This window comes from Mesorhizobium sp. P2_F5 (assembly GCF_056403715.1).
Genome location: NZ_JBFUEY010000011.1, coordinates 116,486 through 138,598, shown reverse-complemented (window position 1 = coordinate 138,598; position 22,113 = coordinate 116,486). Strand labels below are relative to the sequence as shown.

Below are 22,113 nucleotides of genomic sequence, written 5' to 3'. Positions count from 1 at the left end.
TTTTCAAACGCCAGGCGAGAGGGGAGAAAAACTTACCCCCGACGGCGGCAGCGCCAGTTCCAGTCGCGCTCGGGGCCGACGTCGACGTGGACGGATTCGGTGTGGCAGTAGGTGCCGACGCCGCCACGGCCGGGCATGGTTCTGATGTAGCTCGCCAGCTCCCATTTGGAGACGCCGGGAACCTGGATGTCGGCGGCGGCGCAATACATGTGCAGCGAATTCTTGGCGCCGTTGGCGCGGCGGTTGCGGGCCGGGTCGCGATAGCCTGAGGTGACCGTCATCTTGCGGCCGTAGTGGCCTTCGATCGTCTTCAGCACACGCACCAGCGACGGCTTCAGGCAGGCGACGTCGACGCTTTCGTTCTGCTTCAACAGGCCGTTGGGCGCGAGCCGGGCGAGGCCAGCGGCGGAGGCCACCTGATAGGCGCCGCCCGAGCCTTCGTCCTCGTTCAGGTCGACGTCGCTTTCGTCGTCGATGCCGGATTTGCGCTTGATCTCGAACAGTGCCGTCTGGCGCACGCCGGGCAGCGCATCGCTGCCGGTGATGTGGTTGCTGCTGTCATCGCCGAGCGAGGCCAGCTGCACCGGTTTGTCGGCCGAAGTAGCGGAGGCCAGCGTGACGATCGGCTTTGCCGGCGCTGCCTTGGGCTGGGCCGTAACCGCAGGCTGTTCGCCCGAGCGGGAGTTGATCAGCGGAGAGGGTGCAGCCGAGGCTGGTGCTGTGCTGAACAGCGAAGCGAGGAAGCCCTTCTTCGGCGCGTCGACCTGCTGGGGTGCGGCGGCCGTCACATAGACCTCGTTGGTCGCAGGTGCGGCGGCGGTCGGCTTCGGTGCGGTCACGCCGGCGTCGGCGGTAGCAATCTGCTGCGCCACGTCGTCGGTTGCGGCCGCCGTCTGCGTCGGCTGCTGCAGCGGCTGCGGCGTCTGGCCGACGATGGTTTCGGCGCCGGCGGGAACGTTGACCGGGAAGCTGGCGCCGGGCTTGGCCATCGGCACATAGGCGACCTGCTCGGGCAGCGTAGCATCGCCCGCAGCCGTCATCATCATCTGCGGCCCTGTCGATGTGACCTGCGCGGTCGAATCGGATGTTGTTGTCGTACCGGAAGCGGCGGCGATGTCAGAAGCGGTGGCATTGTAGCCGGGCATGCCGACCGACATTGTCGGGTCGCCGGCGGAGGTGCAGGACGCCAGAAGCACGGAGAAAAGCGCTGCCGCTATAGTGCGACCCTCTCTCCCCGCGAGACGCGATCCTACTGATTTCAAAACTAAATTCCCCCTCGGCGTCCGGTCGGCTGCTATTGGTGCGGCGTCGAAACGTTCACATCCAATAACCTTGTGTTCCCAAACCGGAAACGAGACTTGTGTCAATTCTGCAAGCCTCTGAATTAATCGCTCGTTGGAGGCGAATTGAGGCTTCTTAATGGTTGACGACACCATTTCGCCCCGTTTTGCCGGTCCGTCAACTCACCAGACATTACAGTCCGTTACACACGCACCTTGACATAGGTGCCGGGGGCATCACCCAGGGTTTTCATATGCTTGCCCGGTTTGCGGGCCGGAACGAGGGTGTCATCCTGGGTCTCGATCCAGTGCTGCCAGTGCGTCCACCAGGAGCCGGGATGCTCTACCGCAGAGGCAAACCACTGGCCAAAATCGCCCATCGGCTTGCCGCCGGTCCAGTACTGGTACTTCTTGGCCGCCGGCGGGTTGACGACACCGGCGATGTGGCCGGAACCGGCCATCACATACTCGACTTCGCCGCCGAAATATTGCGAGCCGAGGAACACCGAAAGCGCCGGCGCGATGTGATCTTCCTTCGACGCCAGATTGTAGACCGGGATGGTGACGTCTCCTAGCGAGACAATACGGCCGGCCAACTCCATTACGCCGCGTGTGAGATTGTTCTCGAGATAGCAGTTGCGCAGATAGAAGGAATGGTTGGCTGCCGCCATGCGAGTGGAATCGGCGTTCCAGTAGAGCAGGTCGAAGGGCAGGGGATCCTTGCCGCGCATGTAATTGTTGATGACATAGGGCCAGATCAGGTCGCCCGAGCGCAGCATGTTGAAGGCGGTCGCCATCTTGGTGCCGTCGAGATAGCCCTTCTCGTTCATCGATTTCTCGACCGCCGCCACCTGGTCCTCGTCGACGAACACTTTCAGGTCGCCGGCATGGGTGAAGTCGACCTGCGTGGTGAAGAAGGTCGCCGATTTGATGCGGTTGTCGCCTTCCTGCGCCAGGAGCGCGAGGGCTGCCGCCAAAAGCGTGCCGCCGACGCAGTACCCGATGGCGTTGACCTCCTTCTCGCCGGTCGCCTTCTCGACCATGTCGAGGCCGTATTGCAGGCCTTCCCTTATATAGGCCTCCCAGCCCTTGGCGCCGTGGCGCTCGTCGGGGTTGATCCACGAAATGACGAAGACGGTGTGGCCCTGCTCGATCGCCCAGCGGATGAAGGACTTCTGCGGGTTGAGATCGAGGATGTAGTATTTGTTGATCCATGGCGGGCAGATCAGCAGCGGGCGCTTGAGCACCGTTTCGGTCGTCGGATCGTACTGGATGATCTCGGCGACATCGCTGCGGCCGACCACCTTGCCGGGTGACATCGCGACGTTCTTGCCGATCTCGAAGGGCGAGTAGTCGGCCTGCCGCAGCTTCAGGTCGCCCTTGCCGGCGGCGATGTCCTCGGCCAGCATCTTCATGCCGCGCACCAGGTTTTCGCCATTCGAGGCGACGGTTTCGCGAAACAGCTCCGGATTGGTCAGGATGAAGTTCGACGGCGAGATGGCGTTGGACACCTGCTTGACGTAGAAGCTGGCCTTGTGGCGGGTGTGGTCATCGAGGCCTTCTGCGTGCTCGACCAGGTCGGCCGCCCAGCGCGAGGTGACGAGATAGGCCTGTTTGAGGAAATCGAAGAAAGCGTTGCGGCCCCATTCGGGGTCCTGAAAACGCTTGTCGCCACGCTCGGGCTTGACCGCATCGTCCGGCGCTTCGGCATTCGAGCTGACCTTCTGGATGGCGTTGCCCCACACGGTCATGTAGCCGGCGAACAGCCGCGTCTGCGCCTCCAGCGCGCGCTGCGGATCGGCAAGCCAGTATTCGCTGAGCTTGGAGAAGGTTTTGACCATGTCGACCACGGGTTCGGCGACGTGATCGCGCACCTCACCCTTTTCGCGCGGCTCGGCCCAGGCAGAGGCAGCCTTCCCGGCCTGTTCGACCATGCGCGCCATGTTCAACGCGAAGCGTTCCGGGTCTTTCACCAGATATTGCTCGACGGTCGAAGATTGATCATCTTCCGCTTTGCTCGAATCAGGTGCTTTGGACATGGCTCGCGGGGTTCCTCCCGGGGCGTTTTCTTGACATATTATCATGGGACATCTGACCGGGTCCAATGCGCTGTACCCCGGCTGCCAGGAAAACATTATGACGATTAACACCGGCAAGACCATTTTTTCGGGGGCAGGCCGCTTTTGCCGCATCGCGGTTGCGATCGCCTGTCTGGCGCCAGGGCTGTTGGCGGCAGGCGGTTGCACGAGCGCCAACACCGGCAACGGGATGGATGTCGGCCTGACCCAGGGCGCCCAGGACACCGGCTCCTATCCCAATCTCAACATCCCGCCGCAGGTGGCGGCAAAGCAGCTCACGCCTGAGGAGAGCAAGGCCAAGCTTGACCAGTTGAAAGCCGAGCAGCAGGCGCAGGCGGGCAAAGGCGGCGGCGGTGTCCAGTCCGCCAGCCCGGCGGCGCTGAACTCGCTGGCGAAGAACCACGGCAACGATACGCTGAAGCAGATCGAAGCCAAATGCGACCCCGCCCTCGACCCTACCTGCAAATAGAGCTATATGGCGCGCCAAAAGCCGCCTGTGCCAAGGTCCGCTTAGCCACTCTGCCAAAGCCAATTCTAATCGTCTGGAACTGACATGGAAGAATTTCACAAGGTCCGCCGGCTTCCGCCTTACGTGTTCGAGCAGGTCAACCGGCTGAAGGCCAGTGCCCGCTCGCGCGGCGCCGACATTATCGACCTTGGCATGGGCAATCCGGACCTGCCGACGCCGAAGGCGATCGTCGACAAATTGTGCGAAGTGGTGCGCGACCCGCGTACGCATCGCTATTCCTCCTCGCGCGGCATTCCTGGCCTGCGCCGCGCCCAGGCTGCCTACTATCAGCGCCGCTTCGGCGTGAAGCTCAACCCCGACACGCAGGTGGTGGCCACGCTCGGCTCGAAGGAAGGCTTCGCCAACATGGCGCAGGCAATCACCGCGCCCGGTGACGTCATCTTGTGCCCCAACCCGACCTATCCGATCCATGCTTTCGGCTTCATCATGTCGGGCGGCGTCATCCGTTCGCTTCAGGTCGAGCCGGATGACGGCTTCATTCCGGCGCTCGAGCGCGGTGTCCGTCACTCGATCCCGAAGCCCTTGGCGCTGATCCTCAACTATCCGTCGAACCCGACGGCGCTGGTCGCCTCGCTCGATTTTTACAAGGACGTCGTTGCCTTCGCCAAGAAGAACGACATCATCATCCTGTCGGACCTTGCCTATTCGGAGATCTATTTCGACGGCAATCCGCCGCCATCGGTGTTGCAGGTCCCGGGCGCCGTCGATGTCTGCGTCGAGTTTACCTCGATGTCGAAGACCTTCTCCATGCCCGGCTGGCGCATGGGCTTTGCCGTCGGCAATGAGCGGCTGATCTCGGCGCTGACCCGGGTGAAGTCTTATCTCGACTACGGCGCCTTCACGCCGATCCAGGTGGCGGCGGCGCATGCGCTGAATGGCGACGGCGCCGACATCGCCGAAGTGCGCGAGGTCTATCTGAAGCGCCGCGACGTCATGGTCGACGCCTTCAGCCGCGCTGGCTGGACCATTCCCGCACCCGCGGCCTCGATGTTCGCCTGGGCGCCGATCCCGGAGCCGTTCAAGCATCTCGGTTCGCTCGAATTCTCCAAGCTTCTGATCGAGCACGCCGACGTGGCGGTGGCGCCGGGCATCGGCTTCGGTGAGCACGGCGACGATCATGTGCGCATCGCGCTGGTCGAGAACGAGCACCGGATCCGGCAGGCGGCGCGCAACATCAAGCGTTTCCTGGCATCCAGCGCCAAGCAGCCGAACAATGTGGTGCCGCTCGCCGCGCATCGCTAAGGTCGCCGCACATCTTATTTGAGCATAGTTTGAGGGGCGTCGCCGGACATGGCTGAAGCGTTGCGTGTTGGAATTGCGGGTCTTGGCACCGTCGGCGCCTCGGTGGCGCGCGTGCTGCGCGACAAGGCGGCCGAACTGACCCGCCAGTGCGGCCGTGACGTGATTGTCACTGCCGTTTCGGCCCGCGACCCCAAGCGCGACCGTGGCGTCGATCTCGGCGCCGCCAAATGGTTCGACGATCCGGTCAAGATGGCGCAGACCGCCGACATCGACGTCTTCGTCGAGTTGATCGGCGGCGACGAGGGGCCGGCGCGCTCGTCGGTCAAGGCAGCACTTGAAGCCGGACGCCATGTCGTCACGGCGAACAAGGCGTTGCTGGCCAAGCATGGCGTGGCGCTGGCAGAGATCGCCGAGAAGAAAGGCGTGCTGCTCAACTACGAAGCGGCGGTGGCCGGCGGCATTCCGGTTATCAAGACGATGCGCGAGGCGATGGCCGGCAATTCGGTCACCCGCGTGTTCGGCATCTTGAACGGCACCTGCAACTACATCCTGACCCGCATGGAAGCCGAAGGCATCTCATTCGACGAGTGCCTGAAGGATGCGCAGCGGCTGGGCTATGCCGAGGCCGACCCGACCTTCGACATCGAGGGCCATGACACGGCGCACAAATTATCGATCCTGACCAGCCTGGCCTTCGGCACCAGGATCGCCGCCAACGACATCTACATGGAAGGCATTTCCAACATTAGCCAGGCCGATATCCGCGCGGCCGGCGATCTTGGCTACCGGATAAAGCTGCTTGGCGTCGCCCAGCGCACCGACAGCGGCATCGAGCAGCGCGTGCACCCGACCATGGTGCCGACGGCCTCGGTGATTGCGCAGGTGCATGGCGTGACCAATGCGGTGGCGATCGAAACCGACATTCTGGGCGAGCTGCTGCTGTCCGGCCCAGGCGCTGGCGGCAACGCCACCGCATCGGCGGTGGTCGGCGATATCGCCGACATCGCCAAGAGCCGGCCGGGCTTCCAGCACGGTCCGGTGTTCGGCCTGCCGGCCAAGGAGTTGCGCCCCTACAAGAAGGCGCAGATGCGCAGCCATGCCGGCGGCTACTTTATTCGGCTGACCGTGCACGACCGCATCGGTGTGTTTGCTGCGATCGCCAAGCGCATGGCCGACAATGACATTTCGCTAGAATCGATCGTCCAGCACGCGGCCGGACCGGAAACCGATGCGCAAAAGACCGTGATCCTGGTCACCCACGAGACGACGGAAGCCGCAGTGCGCAAGGCCGTCGACGGCATCACCAAGGACGGCCATCTGACCGACAAGCCTCAGGTTATCCGCATCGAGCGTGCCGGCTAGAAGAATTCATCTTTCTTCTTTAATCGATTGATATTGCTGCGATTTCAAAAAATTGACGCGGCAAGTCTTGCCCTTGTCATGGAGCTTTGACACAAGAAGCGCGCCCCTAGAGCATGATGCCGAAAAGTGTGAAGCGGTTTTCGGACGACATCATGCTCTATCTCTTTGATTTGGAGCCGGATGATTTCAGGTCGAACAGACCTGAAATCATCCGGCTCTAGCGGAGGCGTGTGCGAACGAGGATTTCTCCCGATGAATGTGGCCCAGAACATTGTCGCCGGTCTCGACCGGATACTCACCATGGAAGTTGTGCGCGTCACCGAGCGCGCCGCTGTCGCGGCCGCCAGATTGCGCGGACGCGGCGATGAAAAAGCCGCCGACCAGGCCGCCGTCGACGCCATGCGGCAGGAACTCAACCGTCTCGCCATCAAGGGCACGGTGGTGATCGGCGAGGGCGAACGCGACGAGGCGCCGATGCTCTATATCGGCGAAGAGGTCGGCAGCGGTAAAGGCCCGGCGGTCGACATCGCGCTGGACCCGCTCGAAGGCACGACGATCTGCGCCAAGAACCTGCCCAATGCGCTGGCCGTCATCGCCATTGCCGAAAAGGGCAGCCTGTTGTTTGCGCCCGACGTCTATATGGACAAGATCGCCATCGGCCCCGGCTACGCCGACGGCGTCATCGACATCGATGCCTCGCCGGCTGAAAACATCGCCAGCCTTGCCAGGGCCAAGGGCGTCGCGGTATCCGAAATTACCGCCTGCATCCTCGACCGGCCGCGCCACGAAAGGCTGATCGAGGCGGTGCGCGCCACCGGAGCTGCAATCCGGCTGATCGGCGACGGCGATGTCGCCGGCGTCATCCACACCACCGATCCGGAAGAGACCGGCATCGACATCTATCTCGGCACCGGCGGCGCGCCGGAAGGCGTGCTGGCGGCGGCGGCACTGCGCTGCACCGGTGGCCGGATGCAGGGCCGGCTGATCCTCGACACACAGGAAAAGGTGGCGCGCGCGGCCAAAATGGGAATTGCCGATCCGAAACGGATCTATCGCGCCGAGGACATGGCGCGCGGCGATGTGCTGTTTGCAGCGACCGGCGTCACCGACGGCAACATGCTGGCCGGCGTCAAGTTCGGCGGCAATTACATCACCACGCACACCATCGTGCTGCGCTCGTCGTCGCGCACCGTGCGCGAGATCAAGGCACGCCACCAGGATCTGGAAAAGTTTTGAGACTTTCCTCTTTAGCCGTCGCATATTGCCGGAAATGACAATCTGCAGACGACGCGTCCTATGACGGGCGACAAACGCCTCTTCCTCGATGTCAGGCAGTCGGCGACCGGTGTTTCCTGGGAACACCGGTTGAGCGAACGGCAGGACATGACGGCGCTTGCCATCGCGCAAGGCCATGGCGTGCCCGACATTGTCGCGCGCGTGCTCGCCGGGCGCGGCGTCACCGCCGACCAGGCCGAGCTCTTCCTCGATCCAACGATCCGCAACCTGTTGCCGGATCCGGCCTCGCTGACCGACATGGACAAGGCAGCGACCCGTATTGCCGACGCTGTCATGCACAAGGAGAAGGTGGCGATCTTCGGCGACTACGATGTCGATGGCGCCGCCTCGTCAGCGCTGCTCAAACGCTTCCTGACGCATTTCTCCGTGCCGTCTGAAATTTACATTCCGGACCGCATTTTCGAGGGCTATGGCCCCAATCCGGAGGCCATGCGCGATTTGGTCTCGCGCGGTGCAACCCTGATTGTCACCGTCGATTGCGGCACCAACAGCGCCGTCTCCATCGATGCGGCCAAAGCCGCAGGCGCCGATGTGGTGGTGCTCGACCACCATCAGGTCGGCGGCGCCCTGCCGGAGGCGACCGCGGTCGTCAATCCCAACCGCGAGGATGACCTGTCAGGGCAAGGCCATCTGTGCGCTGCCGGCGTCGTCTTCCTCGCTCTGGTGCAGACCGCCAGGATCCTGCGCGGCCGTATGCCCGACGGCGCACCGCCGGACCTGCTGTCGCTGCTTGATCTGGCGGCACTGGCCACCGTCTGCGACGTGGTACCGCTTATCGGCGTCAACCGTGCCTTCGTCGTCAAGGGCCTGCAGATGGCGCGCCAGCAGAAGAATGAGGGGCTTGCCGCGCTGGCGCGGGTGTCGCGCATCGGCGAGCCGATCAGCACCTTTCATCTCGCCTATCTGATCGGTCCGCGCATCAATGCCGGCGGCCGCATCGGCGATGCCGCGCTCGGCAGCCGGCTGCTTGCCACCGACGATCCTGTCGAGGCGGGCACGATTGCCGAGACGCTCGACCGGCTGAACCAGGAACGCCAGCAGATGGAGCTGGAGATGCTGGCCGCGGCGCGCGCCGAGGCCGATGCCGAGCTTGCCGGCGGCAATGGCCCGGCCATCATCGTCACCGCCAGCACCAGCTGGCATCCCGGTATTGTCGGCTTGATTGCCTCGCGGTTGAAGGACCATGCGCGGCGGCCGGCCTTTGCCATCGCCTTCAACGCCAATGGCATCGGCACCGGATCGGGCCGTTCGGTGTCGGGCTTCGACCTCGGACGGCTGGTGCGCGAAGCCGCCGATGCCGGGCTGATCGTCAAGGGCGGCGGCCATGGCATGGCGGCCGGCATCACGGTGGAGCGCGCCAAGCTCGGAGAACTGAGGGCTTTCTTCGAGGAGCGCGCGGCGGCCGAAGTGTTCCGGCTGCAGGACGAGGAAAGCCTGGCCATTGATGGCGCGCTTGCCGCCGAAGGGGCGACATTGAGCCTGCTCGATGCGCTGGAAAAGGCCGGTCCGTTCGGCGCCGGCCATGTCGCACCGGTGTTCGCGCTGCCGCGCCACCGGCTGGCCGACGCGCGTGCGGTCGGCACCAACCACATCCGCGCCGATCTGCAGTCGGAAAGCGGTGGCCGCATCCAGGCCATCGCCTTTCGCGCCGTTGATACCGCGCTCGGCGAATTCCTGTTCAAGAACCGCGGCAAGACGATCCATGTCGCCGGTTCGCTGTCGGGTAATTACTGGAACGGCAATCGCACGGTGCAGTTTCGCATCTCCGATGCGGCAAAGGCCTGAGATCGCCGAATTAAGCCAGAACCGTCTGCAGCCGCCTCAACTCGCTGATCTGCGCCATCGTCGCCTGGTAGCCGAGGCTGATGGCCTCGTCGGCGCGGTGGAACTCGGTCAGGCCGATATGGCTGAGCTTCGGCTGCAGCGACATGTCGGGCGGATCGCCGGCGAGCCTGGCGCGCGAAATGCGGTCCTGTATGATGTTGAAGGCCTCGACCATGACGCCGGTGACGCCGAGACGGCTCTGGTGCGCCTGGTGGTCAGGGGCGGCCTGGCCTGGCCGAGGCGCATCCTTCTCGATGAGCAGTTCGCCGGCGCTGTGCTTGATGACGGCGGCGCGGCCGAACAGATCGTAGTGAAGGTTGACCGCGACAACCAGCGGCTGCTCGTAGGCGCGGCAGACCGAAACCGGCACCGGGTTGACCAGCGCGCCGTCGACCAGCACGCGGCCATTGCAATTAACCGGCTCGAACACACCGGGCAGCGCATAAGAAGCGCGCATGGCGGTGATGAGCGAGCCGCTCGACAGCCAGATTTCATGGCCGGTGCGGATTTCCGCGCCAACGGCAACGAAGGGTTTCGTCAGGTCCTCGAAGCGGATGCCGGCCATGTGCTCGCGCAAACGTGCGTCCAGTTTCATACCGCCGAACAGGCCGCTGCCGCGCAGATTGAGATCGAGCAGCCCGAAGATGCGGCGTTTGGTCAGGCTGCGGGCGAACTCCTCGAGCTCGTCCAGCTTTCCGGCGATATAGCAGCCGCCGACCAGCGCGCCGATCGAGGTGCCGGCGATCATCGAGACTTCGATGCCGGCTTCGTCGAGCGCGCGCAGCACGCCGATATGTGCCCAGCCGCGTGCGCAGCCGCCGCCCAGCGCGAGCGAAATGCCTGTCTTGCCCGCAGGTTGCGGGTCAGGCACGCCGCCGGACGATGAGGGGCCATTGGCCTCCCCCACGTCTGGTCTGCTACGCAATGACGCCCATTCGAGCATCACGATCTCCCTTGTCCCACGTCCGTTCTACAGGAAGGACGTTTGAAAATAGTGAATATGAGTGGCTTGCGACTGTTGAATGGTTCACTTCCGATACGTCTGGTCCGCATCGAACAGCGGCGTGCTACCATCGTCGGCAAGCGTTGCCTTGCCGTCGTTGAGCCCCACCGTCCGATAAAAGCATGAACGCCGGCCGGTGTGACAGGTTGCGTCGTGGCCCAACACTTTGACGCGAAGCCACAAGGCGTCCTGGTCGCAGTCGGTGCGGATCTCGACGACGGTCTGGAGGTTGCCCGAAGTTTCGCCCTTCTTCCACAGCGCGTTGCGCGAGCGCGACCAGTAGTGGGCAATGCCGGTTTCCAACGTCAGCGCCAGCGCTTCCGCATTCATATGCGCGACCATCAGCAGCATGCCGTCAGCGGCGTCGGTGACCACGACGGTGACGAGGCCGCTAGCATCGAAGCGCGGTGAAAACACCGCGCCTTCTTCAAGCGCCTTCTTGTCCGATGGAGCTTTCGGGAATTCCAGTGCCGACATCGCCGGTCCTTGATCTAACGATGCCGGCGAGGGGCTTACACCCCGAGGCCGCGCACCATGGTGACGAAACGGACCTGTTCCTCGGGCGTGTCCTTGAACACGCCGGTGAAGGTCGAGGTCAGCGTGGTTGAGCCCTGCTTGCGGATGCCGCGCATGGCCATGCACATATGCTCGGCCTCGATCATGACGGCGACGCCGCGCGGGTTGAGCACATCCTGGATGACGCCGGCGATCTGCGCGGTCATGGCCTCCTGGGTCTGCAGGCGATGGGCGAAGATATCGACGACGCGGGCGATCTTGGACAGGCCGACGACCTTGCCGTCCGGCAGATAGCCGACATGCGCCTTGCCGATGATCGGTACCATGTGGTGCTCGCAATGCGAGTGGAACTGGATGTCCCTGACGATAACGAGATCGTCATAGCCGGCAACTTCCTCGAAGGTACGGCCAAGTTCTTCGGCCGGGCACATGTCATAGCCGTTGAACATTTCGAGGAAGGACTTGGTGACGCGCTTCGGCGTGTCGATCAGACCCTCGCGGTCCGGATTGTCGCCGGTCCAGCGCAACAGCGTGCGCACGGCGGCCTCGACCTCGGCTTCGCTCGGCCTGTCGGTGACCGGCTTGTCCAGATAGTCGGAAGGGGGCATGATTTTCTTGATGACGGCATCCATAAAGGCGTCTCCCGTAGTTCCTCTCTCAGGAGGAACGAGTTGAACGGACCACGACCTTTCGGGTGCTGAAAACTCGCCCTGTTTCCAGCCCGCAAGCGGCGTGAACGAAATGGGCAAGGACGGTGGCTTTGCGTTGCCTTGTCGATACCCGACTGCCAGCATTATATATGGTCGTGCCCGGCGAATGAAAGACGCTACAGCGGCAATCGCTGTTCGCTTGGCGGCGACGGATTGGAAAAATATGATTGACGATGTCTACAATGCGAAAATTCTGGGTTTTGCCGGAAACATCGCACGCATCGGCCGGCTCGATCATCCAGATGCGAGCGCCAAGGCCCATTCCAAATTGTGCGGCTCGACGGTGACCGTCGATCTCAAGATGGACGATGGCGTCGTCACCGATTTCGCCCATGATGTGAAAGCCTGCGCGCTCGGCCAGGCCTCGTCCTCGATCATGGCCCAACATGTTATCGGCGCCAGTGCCGATGAGTTGCGGGCGGTGCGCGACACCATGCTGAAGATGCTCAAGGAAAACGGCGCGCCGCCAGAAGGTCGTTTCGCCGACCTCCGGTATCTGGAGCCGGTGCGCGACTACAAGGCGCGCCATGCCTCGACCATGCTGACCTTCGATGCCGTGGTCGATGCCATCGGCCAGATCGAGAAGAAACGCGCCGAACAGGCGGCTTGACCCTATCCGTCCAGAGCGCGGCGGCTTTCTGCAAATTCGTTGCGGATCCAGTCGGCAAAAGCCTTGGCCGGTTCCGGCAGATCCTTCAAACTCCTGGCGACCAGCCAGTAGGCGCCAGATGCGACGTCGATGTCGAACGGCTTGATCAGCGCGCCGGACGCAATCTCCTCGCCGATCTGCAAGAGGTCGCCCAGCGCCACGCCGTGGCCGAGCAGGGCCGCCTGCTTCGACAGCGACACATCCGCCAGCATCGGGCCGCGCGCCGGAATGGCGTCGGCGACCACGCCGGCCGCCTCGAACCAGCGCGCCCAGCCCTGACGGTTTTCCTCGTGCAGCAGCGTGTAGCGGGCAAGGTCGAGCGGCTTGTCGAGGGCAGGGCCTGACGCCAGCAAGGCCGGAGACAGGACCGGTGAATCGACGGTCGAGGCGAGCCATTCGGCCTCGCTGCGCGGCCATGAGGTGGCGCGCGCGCTGAAGCGCAAGGCGAGTTCGGGCTGATCGCTGCGGAACTCGATCGGCCTTGGGTCAACCTCGAGGGAAACGTCGATATCGGGCCGCAACTGGCTGAAGCGGTTGAGCCGCGGCAACAGCCATACCGAAGCCAGCGATGGCTCGACGCTGACGCGAACCACGGACTGCGCCGGGGCCGCCACCAAGTCCGAGAGCAGCCTGTCAATGTCGTCGAAGCTCCTGACCAGTTGATCGAGCAGGCGCTGGCCGGCCTCGGTCAGTTCGACGCGGCGATGATGGCGGTGGAACAAAGGCCGGCGCAGGAACTGCTCGAGCTCGCGGATCTGCCGGCTGATGGCGGCCTGCGAGACGAACAGCTCCTCGGCGGCCCGGCTGAAACTCAATTGCCGTCCGGCTGCCTCGAAACTTCGCAACGCTGTCAGAGGCAGCCGCCCGCGCTTCATTCGCATAACCCAAAGTTATCCGAAACGGAAATTATACTCGTTTGAAGGCGAAGGCCAGTGGGCGTCTAATCCGCTCTCAGAGGAGACACGGACATGATCCAGTTTCTGGAAATCTTTGGCGATGTGATGCGGATCGCGACGTTTCAATGGCGTGGCGACAGGCGGCATGACCCGTGCCGCGAGGAGCGGCCGGCGAGCGTCAGTCGCTGGGCGACGCCGGCTGAGCGGCACCCGTTTCGCCGCTCTCGACCATGAGGCCGACAATGGGACGCGCGAATGAGAGGGATTGCGTTCGCCTGCCGAAGCTCACATCTATCGGCTTGGAAACGCAAGCTGATCCCGAAATCGGTTTCGGGGTCACGTTCAGAAAGAGACCGTGGTGGGCGACCAACATCGGCATGTGCATGCCGCCGGACAGACCCGGCGCGGGCGCAACTGGCCCGGTCCTTGGCGCAGGACGCCTGGCCGCCTTTTCGGCACGTCGCTGGTGCGCCTGTACCAACTGACGCTGTCCGGCTTTGTCGGCAATTCCTGCCGGCATCTACCGACCTGTTCCGAATATGCGCATGAGGCGATTGCCCGGCATGGGCTGTGGGCCGGCGGCTGGATGGGCCTTTTCCGCGTGCTGCGCTGCGGCCCGTTCGGCACGCATGGCATCGACCGTGTGCCCGAGGTGCTTGCCCCGCGCTATGTCTGGTTCACACCATGGCGGTATTGGCGGATCGGCAGGAAGCGCGGCGAGGCCTGACGGCGACTCTCCGGGTCCCTGATTCAGATCGTCAAGGTCGCATTTCTTTACGATCCGGTAGGGTTAACAACGGCCTGCACAAAGACTGCGCATTTGAGTCAAAATCGAGCCAAGACAACTCGCTAAGCGCCTCCTGTCATTCCCAGGAGAGCTCACATGCGTCGGATCGAAACCCATCCCTTCATTATTGCTGCGGTCCTCTTCCTGCTGGCCTGGTTCCTGGGTTTTCCGATGCGCGCACAATCGGCGCCGCTCGGCGATGTCGCGTGCACGGTGATCCAGGACGCGGCGAGCGGCGAGACGCTCTATCAGAACGGCGTCTGCGACCAGCGCGTCAGCCCGGCGTCGACCTTCAAGGTGCCGCTGGCGCTGATCGGCTATGACAGCGGCATCCTGACCGACGCGCATACGCCGAGCTGGGACTACAAGCCCGAGTTCAAGGCCGTGAAGCGTGACCGCAAAACCGTGGACCCGACGATCTGGGAGCGCGACTCGATCGTGTGGTATTCGCGCGAGATCGTGCGCCGGCTCGGTGCGGAAAGCTTTGCCGGCTACGTCTCGAAATTCGGCTACGGCAACATGGATGTATCGGGCGACGCCGGCAAGGACAACGGGCTCACGCAATCCTGGATAAATTCGTCGCTTGAGATATCGCCGGTCGAACAGACAGAATTCCTGCGCCAGCTGCTTGCCGGCAAAATGCCTGTTACGGCCAAGGCGCATGAAATGACCCAAGCCATCCTGCCGAGTTTTCAGGCCGGCGGCTGGACGGTGCAGGGCAAGACCGGCAGCACCCGGCTCGGCAACAGCAAGGACAAGCGCTCGCTGGGCTGGTTCGTCGGCTGGGCCGAAAAGGGTGGACGCCGGATCGTCTTTGCCCGGCTGGTCGTCGATACCAAGCCGATCGACACGCCAAGGGGCCCTACAACACGCGCGGCGTTCCTGAATGATTTGCCGCAGCTGGTGAGGTGAGCTGTCGCGACATTTCCCGACGGCTGCGCCAATGAGCGCTCCGGAAGTGTCTCAGTTTGAATTCCTGGCTCGTGACAAACGATAGTCGACGGCGGCTCGGCTCGTGGACTCGGCCGGCGGTCGCCCGTACAATCCTTGTCCTGTTGTTCTTGAAGGCGATGCACTACATGCCCGAAGGACGCGTCCAACGCCGCCTCGCGGCGATCTTTGCCGCTGACGTGGCGGGTTACACTCGGCTCATTGGCAGGGATGAGGTCGGCACGCTTGACGCACTGAAGGAAATCCGAGCCGGGTTGGTCGACCCAAAGATCGCCGAGCACAAAGGCCGTATTTTCAAAACGACGGGCGATGGTGTGCTCGCCGAGTTTCCAAGTGTAGTGAACGCCGTGGCCTGTGCGGTCGACATCCAGCGGGCCATGTCGGGTCGCAACGCAGACTTGTCCGAGGCCCGAAAGATACAATTCCGCATTGGGATCAACCTCGGCGACGTAATCGTCGAGGATGAGGATCTGTTCGGTGACGGCGTGAACGTGGCGGCAAGGCTCGAAGGTATCGCTCCCGTTGGAGGTGTCATAGTTTCGGGCACGGTGCGAGATCACCTCGGAAACCGGCTTGACCTGCAATTCGACGACACTGGTGAGCAGATACTTAAAAATATTGAGTGCCCCGTGCGAGCTTATGCGGTGCATCTCGACGGGCTCGGCGCGACCCCCTTTTCGCCGACCTCGCTTTCTGACAAGCCCTCCATCGCTTTGCTGCCGTTCGTCAATATGAGCGACGACCGCCAGCAGGATTATCTCGCGGATGGTATTACAGAAAACGTCATCACCGGCCTGTCGCGGTTCCGTGATCTTTTCGTCATCGCGAGCAATTCGACGTTTGCCTACAAGGGCAAAGCTACAAAGATCCAGGATGCCAGCCGGGAGCTGGGTGCCCGCTATATCCTGGAGGGCAGCGTACAGAGGTCGAACGAGCGCGTCCGAATAACGGCTCAGCTCATTGACGGTAAGACTGGCCGGCATCTCTGGGTAGAGCGCTATGACCGGGGCATTGATGACATCTTTGCCGTACAAGACGATGTGACCGAAAGGATTATTGGCAGTCTCGCCACCGCCTATGGCGGGCGACTGTTAAAGGTCTGGCGCGAGCGGCCAGAGGCAGCGGGCACACGGAACTTTGAAGCCCTAGACTATTTCGTGCGCGGCATGGAGTCTCTCAACCGTTACACAAAAGAGGACAACTTGCGTGCTCGCGAACTCTTTGAGAAGGCGGGTGAACTCGATCCGAAGTTCGGAAAAGCGTTTGCGAAGCTCGCTTGGACGCACTTGATCGACGCAAACGACGGTTGGAGCGAGAATCCCGAGGCCTCACTGGCAAATGGCCTGAAATACGCCAATTTGGCGATCGAACGCGACGACGCCGAGGCATGGGGGCACTATGCGCTCGCAGGGCATTGCCTATTTTGCGGACAATACGAACGCGCTATCATTGAGTATCAACGCGCCCTTGAGCTCAATCCAAATGATGCCGACGTGCTGTTGGATTTTGGTTCCTGCCTAAGCTATTGCGGGAGGGCACAGGAAGGCCTTGAGACGGCGCAAAAGGCCATGCGTCTCAACCCTCACTACCCCGAGTGGTACATTCTACAGATTGGCCAGATTTACTACGACGTTCGCAGATATCATGAAGCGATCGCGGCGTTGGAAGGTCTACGAACCCTCGACACCGTATACCAATACTTATACCTGGCAGCGAGTTATGCGGCGTTAGGGAGCGAAGACGAAGCGCACCAGGCCATTGAGCACGTTTTGCAGCTGGAGCCACGGGCCACAATCACGATGAGAACGACCTCGGACATGGCGCCATACAAGAATTCAAGTGACTTGGAACATTTTCGCGAGAACTTGCGCAAGGCGGGCCTGCGGGAATGAGTGAAAGTGCAGGCTGGCCTTCGGCTGCAAAATGGCACCTTGCTCGTCCCGATCAGCGAGACCAATAGCAAAGGTCCAGCTGGAATTCAAACTGACGGACTACCAGCGCCCTTTACCTCACGCCGTGCTGCCTCTAAAACCCGCGCGCTGTTGTCGTCAGCCCAATTGGCGCCTCCGGCTCATTTTACCACCCGCGCTCGTTTGCGGGACTGGATAGGAGAACCCTGATGCTGAATTCCGTTTCCCTGACATTTCCCGATGGCTCCGTCCGCGACTACGACGCGGCGATGACCGGTGCGGGCCTGGCCGAATCGATCTCGAAGTCGCTGGCAAAGAAGGCGGTGGCCTACGCTATCGACGGTACCGTGCGCGACCTTTCCGACCCGCTCGGCAAGTCCGGCAAGGTCGAGATCATCACCCGCACCGATCCGCGCGCGCTGGAGCTCATCCGCCATGATGCGGCGCATGTGCTGGCGGAAGCCGTGCAGGAACTGTGGCCGGGAACGCAGGTGACCATCGGGCCGGTGATCGAGAACGGATTCTACTACGACTTCGCCCGCAACGAGCCGTTCACGCCGGACGATTTCCCGGTGATCGAAAAGAAGATGCGCGAGATCATCGCGCGCAACAAGCCGTTCACCAAGGAAGTCTGGTCGCGCGACAAGGCCAAGAATGTCTTTGCCGAGAAGGGCGAGCGCTACAAGCTCGAACTCATCGACGCCATTCCCGAGGACCAGGATCTCAAGATCTATGCCCAAGGCGACTGGTTCGATCTCTGCCGCGGCCCGCACATGGCTTCGACCGGCCAGATCGGCAACGCCTTCAAGCTGATGAAGGTGGCCGGCGCCTATTGGCGCGGCGATTCGAACAACCCGATGCTGACCCGCATCTACGGCACGGCGTGGGCCGAGCAGGCTGAACTCGATGCCTACCAGACGATGCTGGAAGAGGCCGAAAAGCGGGACCACCGCAAACTCGGCCGCGAGATGGACCTGTTCCATTTCCAGGAAGAGGGGCCGGGCGTCGTCTTCTGGCACGCCAAGGGCTGGAAGATGTTCCAGAACCTGGTCAACTACATGCGCCGCCGCCTCGACGAGCAAGGCTACCAGGAGGTCAACGCACCGCAGGTTCTGGACAAGAGCCTGTGGGAGACGTCGGGCCACTGGGGCTGGTATCGCGACGCCATGTTCAAGGTGACGGTGGCCGGCGACGACACCGACGACGACCGCGTGTTCGCGCTGAAGCCGATGAATTGTCCGGGCCATGTGCAGATCTTCAAGCATGGGTTGAAATCCTATCGCGATCTACCCGTAAAGCTTGCAGAATTCGGCAATGTGCATCGCTACGAACCGTCCGGCGCGCTGCACGGGCTGATGCGCGTGCGCGGCTTCACGCAGGACGATGCGCATATCTTCTGCACCGAGGATCAGCTCGCCGCCGAGTGCCTGCGCATCAATGACCTGATCCTGTCGACCTATGCCGATTTCGGCTTCGACGAGGTCAGCGTGAAGCTGTCGACGCGGCCGGACAAGCGCGTCGGCACCGACGAGGCCTGGGACCATGCCGAAGCGATCATGAACAGCGTGCTGGACACGATCCGCACGCGCTCGGGCAACCGTATCAAAACCTCGATCAATCCCGGCGAGGGCGCCTTCTATGGGCCGAAGTTCGAATATGTGCTGAAGGACGCCATCGGCCGCGAATGGCAATGCGGCACCACCCAGGTCGACTTCAACCTGCCGGAACGTTTTGGCGCCTTCTACATCGGTTCGGATTCGGAAAAGAAGCAGCCGGTGATGGTGCATCGCGCCATTTGCGGCTCGATGGAGCGCTTCCTCGGCATCCTGACCGAGCATTATTCCGGCCATTTCCCGCTGTGGTTTGCGCCGCTGCAGGTGGTGGTGGCGACGATCACTTCGGATGCCGACGACTACGCCAAGAAGGTCGTGGCGCAGCTGAAGGCGGCGGGGCTTATCGCCGAAGCCGATCTGCGCAACGAGAAGATCAACTACAAGGTCCGCGAGCATTCGCTGGCCAAGGTTCCCGTGATCCTCGTCTGCGGCAAGCGCGAGGCGGAGGAGGAGACAGTCAACATCCGCCGGCTCGGCTCGCGCGACCAGGAATCGCTCAAGCTGGCCGATGCGCTCAAGTCGCTGTCCGACGAGGCCACTTCGCCTGACCGGAGACGGCGCGCGGCCTGAACCGTCGATATCTCCAGGAAAGGCGGTGGAGTGATCCACCGCCATTTTCACATGCCTGTCACGCCAACCCTGTAACGAGCCCCCATGCTCAAGCTGAAAATGCGGGAAAGACCGTTTCCCGAGCTCTCCTACGCCAATGCGAGCCAGCCGGCGCTGACGCGCTGGTTCATTCATTCCATTGAAGGCTTGTCGGGGCGCGACCGGTATGCTGCGCTCTACGATTTCTGGCGCCGCCAGGTGGTGCCGACCGGCGAGCGGGTGTTCAGCCGCATGCTGGAGCTGATCGACGTCAAGGTGCGCGGCGCCGATCAATGGCCGCCGGCCAGGCTGCCCGACACACCGCTGGTGATCGTCGCCAACCATCCGTTCGGCATCGGCGACGGCATTGCCGTGCTGTCGCTGGCCGAGCAGCTCGGGCGTCCGTTCCGCGTCATGATCCACAAGGATCTGCTCAAGATCCGCGAGATGGAACCGTACTCACTGCCGATCGACTTTTCCGAGACCAAGGACGCGGTGAAGAACAACATGGCGGTGCGGCACGAGGCGGTGCGGCTGTTGAAAGAGGGCGTCACCATCGTCGTATTTCCGGCCGGCGGCGTCGCCACCGCGCCGAAGGGCTTTGGCCGGGCGCGCGACCTGCCGTGGAAGATGTTTCCGGCGCGCCTCGTGCAGGATGCCAAGGCGTCGGTGGTGCCGATGCATTTTTCCGGACAGAACGGCCGGCTGTTCCATCTCGTCAGCGGTCCCATGAACATGGCCGAGCGTGAGGGGCGGGTGGCGAAATTCGTCGGCAAGGCGTCGCTGACGCTGCGCCTTTCGATGCTCATCCGCGAATTCGCGCGACTGTCCGGCAAGGCGATCGACGTGCGCGTCGGCAATGTGCTGCGGTGGGACGAACTGGAGCCGCTGCGCGACCGCAAGGCCTTGCTCGACCGTCTTCATCGCGGCGTCTTTGACCTGGCGGCCCCCGACGCACCGCGTGGCCGCATCCACTTCCTGCCGCGCCGTATGCGCAAGGCAGCCTGACGAAGGCCCGAACTACCACTTCAACTGAACGGCCAAAACTGAGGTCAAGCTGGCGCGCCCGTCAGTCGGCGCCTTCCTCGGGATCGATTGCCGACGCCTCTGTGGCCAGGACCTCGATTTCCTGGTTCTGACCGGCAACGACGGTGAAATCCTTCTGGTAGATGCGGTCGCGGTTCTTGGCGATGATGGTGTACTGGCCTTCGGCCAGCACCATCGAGGCGAAGGCGCCGACGGCTTCCTTGATCGGGTCGCCGGATTCGTTGAGCAGCGACCAGGATGTATCGGCGATCGCTTCGCCGCCGGTCTCGCGCACCAGCTTCATGGTCATCTCGGCCGCACGATGCTCGACCGTGGCTTCGGTCAGCTTGCCGGCTTCGACGCGGATGTCGGAGCGAATAACGGCATTCACCGCGCCATAGGTGGAGACGACATGGTAGACGCCGGCGTTGAGCCGTACGACGCTGTTCGGCTCGACATCGGGGATGATCAAAGCGCGGTCGCCATTGGCCTCGGCGGTGCCCTCATAGATCGAAAAGCGCAGCTTTTTCGGCGGAATGCGCACGCCGCCCGACAGCACCGCGTCGAGCTTGAGGCCGCCGGCATCGAGCACCAGGCTTTCGCGCCTGGCGTCCTTGCCGACGGTGATGCGTTTGGTGGCGCCGGCGCGTCCGTAGGAGGCGTGGACCAGATAGCTGCCGGGTTCGAGCTGGAACACCGCGGTGCCGCCGTGCGCGGACGCCACCATCGGCAGCTTGCCGTCGCTGGTGGCCTCGGGCTTGAAGACGCGCCAGACGATGCCGCGCGTGATGTCGGCGCCCTTGTCGGTAAGCTGGGCCGACAGCGTGATGGCGCCACCGCCACTGAGCGCCAGCGACGTCCCGCTCTTGGGCGATGCGTAGCTCGAAATGTCGGGGAGTTTCAGATTGGAGATGCCGTCGGCATTCTGCGCCATGGCCATCGAGGCCGGCACCATCAACAGCGCGGCGGCGAGCCAAATCAGGAAAAGGCGCAATGTCCCCTCAAACATACCTTGCGTTGAAGCCCAAGGCGGTGGCAATTTCAAGGCTTAAGAGTCCGATCCGCCTTGGCAACAGGCTCTTTCGTCCGGCGCTTTCGCGCCAATGCCCGAGCCGCCCCGATCCGCAACGGCGCGCTTCAGCTCAAAATCGAGTGCTTTAGGAGACCAGGCCCCCATGGCGTCGCCGATCATTGACTTCCTGCTGACCCGAAACTCCGCACCGATTCCTGAATTGAAGGAGCCGGCGCCCAGCGATGCCGATATTGCGACCATGATCGCGGCTGCAAGCCGGGTGCCCGATCACGGCCGGCTGGAACCGTGGCGCTTCATCCTCTATCGCGGCGAGGCGCGCGTCGAGATCGGCAGGAAGCTGGCCGCCCTTGCCGAACAGCGCGAAGGGCCGCTGCCGGAAAACCGTCGCAACCAGGAGCTGGCGCGGTTTTCGCGTGCGCCGCTGGTGATCGGCGTGGTCTCCAGCCCGAAGGAAAATCCTAAAATCCCGCAATGGGAAATGTTCCTGTCCGGCGGCATGGCGGCGATGAACCTGATGATCGCAGCCAATGCGTTGGGTTATGGCACCAACATGATCAGCAACTGGTATTCCGACGTGGCCGAGGGCAGGGCGCTGCTGGGGTTGGCGCCGCAGGAACGCGTCGTCGGCTTCATCCATATCGGCTCCTACCAGGGGCCGGCGCCGGAACGGCCGCGGCCCAATCCGGCAAAGCTCTATGCCGATTATGCGGGACCTTGGAACGGCTGAATGGTCAGCCACGGTGAGCCGGTTCAGGGCGGCTTGCCGGACGCGTGTGGCGGGTTCGACATTCCTGTGGATTCCGTAGCCGTGCACACGCGA

General features: G+C 62.9%; 20 protein-coding genes. 13 read left to right on the top strand and 7 right to left on the bottom strand.

What is annotated here, in order from left to right; translation table 11 throughout:
- Positions 1-32 precede the first annotated feature (32 nt).
- Both AC1DYO_RS17680 and phaC read right to left on the bottom strand, forming a co-directional pair.
- The gene (locus tag AC1DYO_RS17680) at positions 33-1,157 is read right to left on the bottom strand and encodes a YcbK family protein (RefSeq protein ID WP_477265352.1); all 1,125 of its coding nucleotides are present in this window, start codon (positions 1,155-1,157) and stop codon (positions 33-35) included.
- Positions 1,158-1,483: 326 nt separating this feature from the next.
- Positions 1,484-3,319 carry a class I poly(R)-hydroxyalkanoic acid synthase gene (phaC, locus tag AC1DYO_RS17675; protein ID WP_477265350.1) on the bottom strand — a complete coding sequence of 612 codons (1,836 nt, stop codon included), beginning with the start codon at positions 3,317-3,319 and terminating at the stop codon, positions 1,484-1,486.
- A 97-nt stretch (positions 3,320-3,416) separates the two neighbouring features.
- On the opposite strand from phaC, the gene AC1DYO_RS17670 reads away from it, so the two are divergent.
- The 5 genes from AC1DYO_RS17670 to recJ all read left to right on the top strand — a co-directional run bounded on the left by AC1DYO_RS17670 (position 3,417) and on the right by recJ (position 9,572).
- A complete protein-coding gene (locus AC1DYO_RS17670; RefSeq protein ID WP_477265348.1) occupies positions 3,417-3,827 on the top strand; it encodes a hypothetical protein in 411 nt (136 codons plus the stop codon).
- An 84-nt stretch (positions 3,828-3,911) separates the two neighbouring features.
- Positions 3,912-5,129 (top strand): LL-diaminopimelate aminotransferase, encoded by a 1,218-nt coding sequence (locus tag AC1DYO_RS17665; RefSeq protein ID WP_477265346.1) that lies wholly within the window; start codon positions 3,912-3,914, stop codon positions 5,127-5,129.
- 48 nt (positions 5,130-5,177) lie between these two features.
- Positions 5,178-6,491 carry a homoserine dehydrogenase gene (locus AC1DYO_RS17660; RefSeq protein ID WP_477265344.1) on the top strand — a complete coding sequence of 438 codons (1,314 nt, stop codon included), beginning with the start codon at positions 5,178-5,180 and terminating at the stop codon, positions 6,489-6,491.
- 252 nt (positions 6,492-6,743) lie between these two features.
- A complete protein-coding gene (gene glpX / locus AC1DYO_RS17655) occupies positions 6,744-7,727 on the top strand; it encodes a class II fructose-bisphosphatase (protein ID WP_477265342.1) in 984 nt (327 codons plus the stop codon).
- A gap of 60 nt (positions 7,728-7,787) precedes the next feature.
- Positions 7,788-9,572: a single-stranded-DNA-specific exonuclease RecJ gene (gene recJ, locus AC1DYO_RS17650; RefSeq protein WP_477265340.1), complete on the top strand. Its 1,785-nt coding sequence runs from the start codon at positions 7,788-7,790 to the stop codon at positions 9,570-9,572.
- Positions 9,573-9,582: 10 nt separating this feature from the next.
- Here the strand turns inward: recJ and AC1DYO_RS17645 are convergent, their stop codons facing one another.
- From AC1DYO_RS17645 to folE, 3 genes are all read right to left on the bottom strand, one after another.
- Positions 9,583-10,554 carry a patatin family protein gene (locus AC1DYO_RS17645; protein WP_477265338.1) on the bottom strand — a complete coding sequence of 324 codons (972 nt, stop codon included), beginning with the start codon at positions 10,552-10,554 and terminating at the stop codon, positions 9,583-9,585.
- 84 nt (positions 10,555-10,638) lie between these two features.
- A complete protein-coding gene (hisI, locus tag AC1DYO_RS17640) occupies positions 10,639-11,091 on the bottom strand; it encodes a phosphoribosyl-AMP cyclohydrolase (RefSeq protein WP_477265336.1) in 453 nt (150 codons plus the stop codon).
- A gap of 35 nt (positions 11,092-11,126) precedes the next feature.
- Positions 11,127-11,762: a GTP cyclohydrolase I FolE gene (gene folE, locus AC1DYO_RS17635; protein ID WP_477265334.1), complete on the bottom strand. Its 636-nt coding sequence runs from the start codon at positions 11,760-11,762 to the stop codon at positions 11,127-11,129.
- A gap of 241 nt (positions 11,763-12,003) precedes the next feature.
- Between folE and AC1DYO_RS17630 the strand changes: the two genes are divergently transcribed.
- Positions 12,004-12,450: an iron-sulfur cluster assembly scaffold protein gene (locus AC1DYO_RS17630; RefSeq protein ID WP_477265332.1), complete on the top strand. Its 447-nt coding sequence runs from the start codon at positions 12,004-12,006 to the stop codon at positions 12,448-12,450.
- A 2-nt stretch (positions 12,451-12,452) separates the two neighbouring features.
- Here the strand turns inward: AC1DYO_RS17630 and AC1DYO_RS17625 are convergent, their stop codons facing one another.
- Positions 12,453-13,364: a LysR substrate-binding domain-containing protein gene (locus AC1DYO_RS17625; RefSeq protein ID WP_477265330.1), complete on the bottom strand. Its 912-nt coding sequence runs from the start codon at positions 13,362-13,364 to the stop codon at positions 12,453-12,455.
- A gap of 93 nt (positions 13,365-13,457) precedes the next feature.
- Between AC1DYO_RS17625 and AC1DYO_RS17620 the strand changes: the two genes are divergently transcribed.
- The 6 genes from AC1DYO_RS17620 to AC1DYO_RS17595 all read left to right on the top strand — a co-directional run bounded on the left by AC1DYO_RS17620 (position 13,458) and on the right by AC1DYO_RS17595 (position 20,242).
- On the top strand, positions 13,458-13,619 hold the full coding sequence (locus tag AC1DYO_RS17620) for a hypothetical protein (protein ID WP_477265328.1): 162 nt from the start codon (positions 13,458-13,460) through the stop codon (positions 13,617-13,619).
- Positions 13,620-13,743: 124 nt separating this feature from the next.
- Positions 13,744-14,112 (top strand): membrane protein insertion efficiency factor YidD, encoded by a 369-nt coding sequence (gene yidD, locus AC1DYO_RS17615; protein WP_477265326.1) that lies wholly within the window; start codon positions 13,744-13,746, stop codon positions 14,110-14,112.
- Between the two features lie 156 nt (positions 14,113-14,268).
- Complete coding sequence (gene blaOXA / locus AC1DYO_RS17610; protein ID WP_477265324.1) at positions 14,269-15,084, top strand: class D beta-lactamase; 816 nt, start codon at positions 14,269-14,271, stop codon at positions 15,082-15,084.
- A gap of 167 nt (positions 15,085-15,251) precedes the next feature.
- Positions 15,252-17,015: an adenylate/guanylate cyclase domain-containing protein gene (locus AC1DYO_RS17605; RefSeq protein WP_477265322.1), complete on the top strand. Its 1,764-nt coding sequence runs from the start codon at positions 15,252-15,254 to the stop codon at positions 17,013-17,015.
- Between the two features lie 227 nt (positions 17,016-17,242).
- Positions 17,243-19,216, top strand: a complete 1,974-nt coding sequence (gene thrS, locus AC1DYO_RS17600; RefSeq protein ID WP_477265320.1) for a threonine--tRNA ligase — start codon at positions 17,243-17,245, stop codon at positions 19,214-19,216.
- Positions 19,217-19,300: 84 nt separating this feature from the next.
- Positions 19,301-20,242, top strand: a complete 942-nt coding sequence (locus tag AC1DYO_RS17595; RefSeq protein WP_477265318.1) for a lysophospholipid acyltransferase family protein — start codon at positions 19,301-19,303, stop codon at positions 20,240-20,242.
- 61 nt (positions 20,243-20,303) lie between these two features.
- Here AC1DYO_RS17595 and AC1DYO_RS17590 read toward each other — a convergent pair whose 3' ends face one another.
- On the bottom strand, positions 20,304-21,269 hold the full coding sequence (locus AC1DYO_RS17590) for a hypothetical protein (protein ID WP_477265316.1): 966 nt from the start codon (positions 21,267-21,269) through the stop codon (positions 20,304-20,306).
- Between the two features lie 166 nt (positions 21,270-21,435).
- Here AC1DYO_RS17590 and AC1DYO_RS17585 point away from each other — a divergent pair, with 166 nt between their 5' ends.
- Complete coding sequence (locus AC1DYO_RS17585; protein WP_477265314.1) at positions 21,436-22,020, top strand: nitroreductase family protein; 585 nt, start codon at positions 21,436-21,438, stop codon at positions 22,018-22,020.
- Positions 22,021-22,113 lie beyond the last annotated feature (93 nt).

Excerpts from the sequence above, each read along its gene's own strand:
- AC1DYO_RS17680 (WP_477265352.1), bottom strand. The coding sequence starts at position 1,157 with ATGTCGGTCGGCATGCCCGGCTACAATGCCACCGCTTCTGACATCGCC.
- phaC (WP_477265350.1), bottom strand. The coding sequence starts at position 3,319 with ATGTCCAAAGCACCTGATTCGAGCAAAGCGGAAGATGATCAATCTTCG.
- AC1DYO_RS17670 (WP_477265348.1), top strand. The coding sequence starts at position 3,417 with ATGACGATTAACACCGGCAAGACCATTTTTTCGGGGGCAGGCCGCTTT.
- AC1DYO_RS17665 (WP_477265346.1), top strand. The coding sequence starts at position 3,912 with ATGGAAGAATTTCACAAGGTCCGCCGGCTTCCGCCTTACGTGTTCGAG.
- AC1DYO_RS17660 (WP_477265344.1), top strand. The coding sequence starts at position 5,178 with ATGGCTGAAGCGTTGCGTGTTGGAATTGCGGGTCTTGGCACCGTCGGC.
- glpX (WP_477265342.1), top strand. The coding sequence starts at position 6,744 with ATGAATGTGGCCCAGAACATTGTCGCCGGTCTCGACCGGATACTCACC.
- recJ (WP_477265340.1), top strand. The coding sequence starts at position 7,788 with ATGACGGGCGACAAACGCCTCTTCCTCGATGTCAGGCAGTCGGCGACC.
- AC1DYO_RS17645 (WP_477265338.1), bottom strand. The coding sequence starts at position 10,554 with ATGCTCGAATGGGCGTCATTGCGTAGCAGACCAGACGTGGGGGAGGCC.
- hisI (WP_477265336.1), bottom strand. The coding sequence starts at position 11,091 with ATGTCGGCACTGGAATTCCCGAAAGCTCCATCGGACAAGAAGGCGCTT.
- folE (WP_477265334.1), bottom strand. The coding sequence starts at position 11,762 with ATGGATGCCGTCATCAAGAAAATCATGCCCCCTTCCGACTATCTGGAC.
- AC1DYO_RS17630 (WP_477265332.1), top strand. The coding sequence starts at position 12,004 with ATGATTGACGATGTCTACAATGCGAAAATTCTGGGTTTTGCCGGAAAC.
- AC1DYO_RS17625 (WP_477265330.1), bottom strand. The coding sequence starts at position 13,364 with ATGAAGCGCGGGCGGCTGCCTCTGACAGCGTTGCGAAGTTTCGAGGCA.
- AC1DYO_RS17620 (WP_477265328.1), top strand. The coding sequence starts at position 13,458 with ATGATCCAGTTTCTGGAAATCTTTGGCGATGTGATGCGGATCGCGACG.
- blaOXA (WP_477265324.1), top strand. The coding sequence starts at position 14,269 with ATGCGTCGGATCGAAACCCATCCCTTCATTATTGCTGCGGTCCTCTTC.
- AC1DYO_RS17605 (WP_477265322.1), top strand. The coding sequence starts at position 15,252 with ATGCCCGAAGGACGCGTCCAACGCCGCCTCGCGGCGATCTTTGCCGCT.
- thrS (WP_477265320.1), top strand. The coding sequence starts at position 17,243 with ATGCTGAATTCCGTTTCCCTGACATTTCCCGATGGCTCCGTCCGCGAC.
- AC1DYO_RS17595 (WP_477265318.1), top strand. The coding sequence starts at position 19,301 with ATGCTCAAGCTGAAAATGCGGGAAAGACCGTTTCCCGAGCTCTCCTAC.
- AC1DYO_RS17590 (WP_477265316.1), bottom strand. The coding sequence starts at position 21,269 with ATGTTTGAGGGGACATTGCGCCTTTTCCTGATTTGGCTCGCCGCCGCG.
- AC1DYO_RS17585 (WP_477265314.1), top strand. The coding sequence starts at position 21,436 with ATGGCGTCGCCGATCATTGACTTCCTGCTGACCCGAAACTCCGCACCG.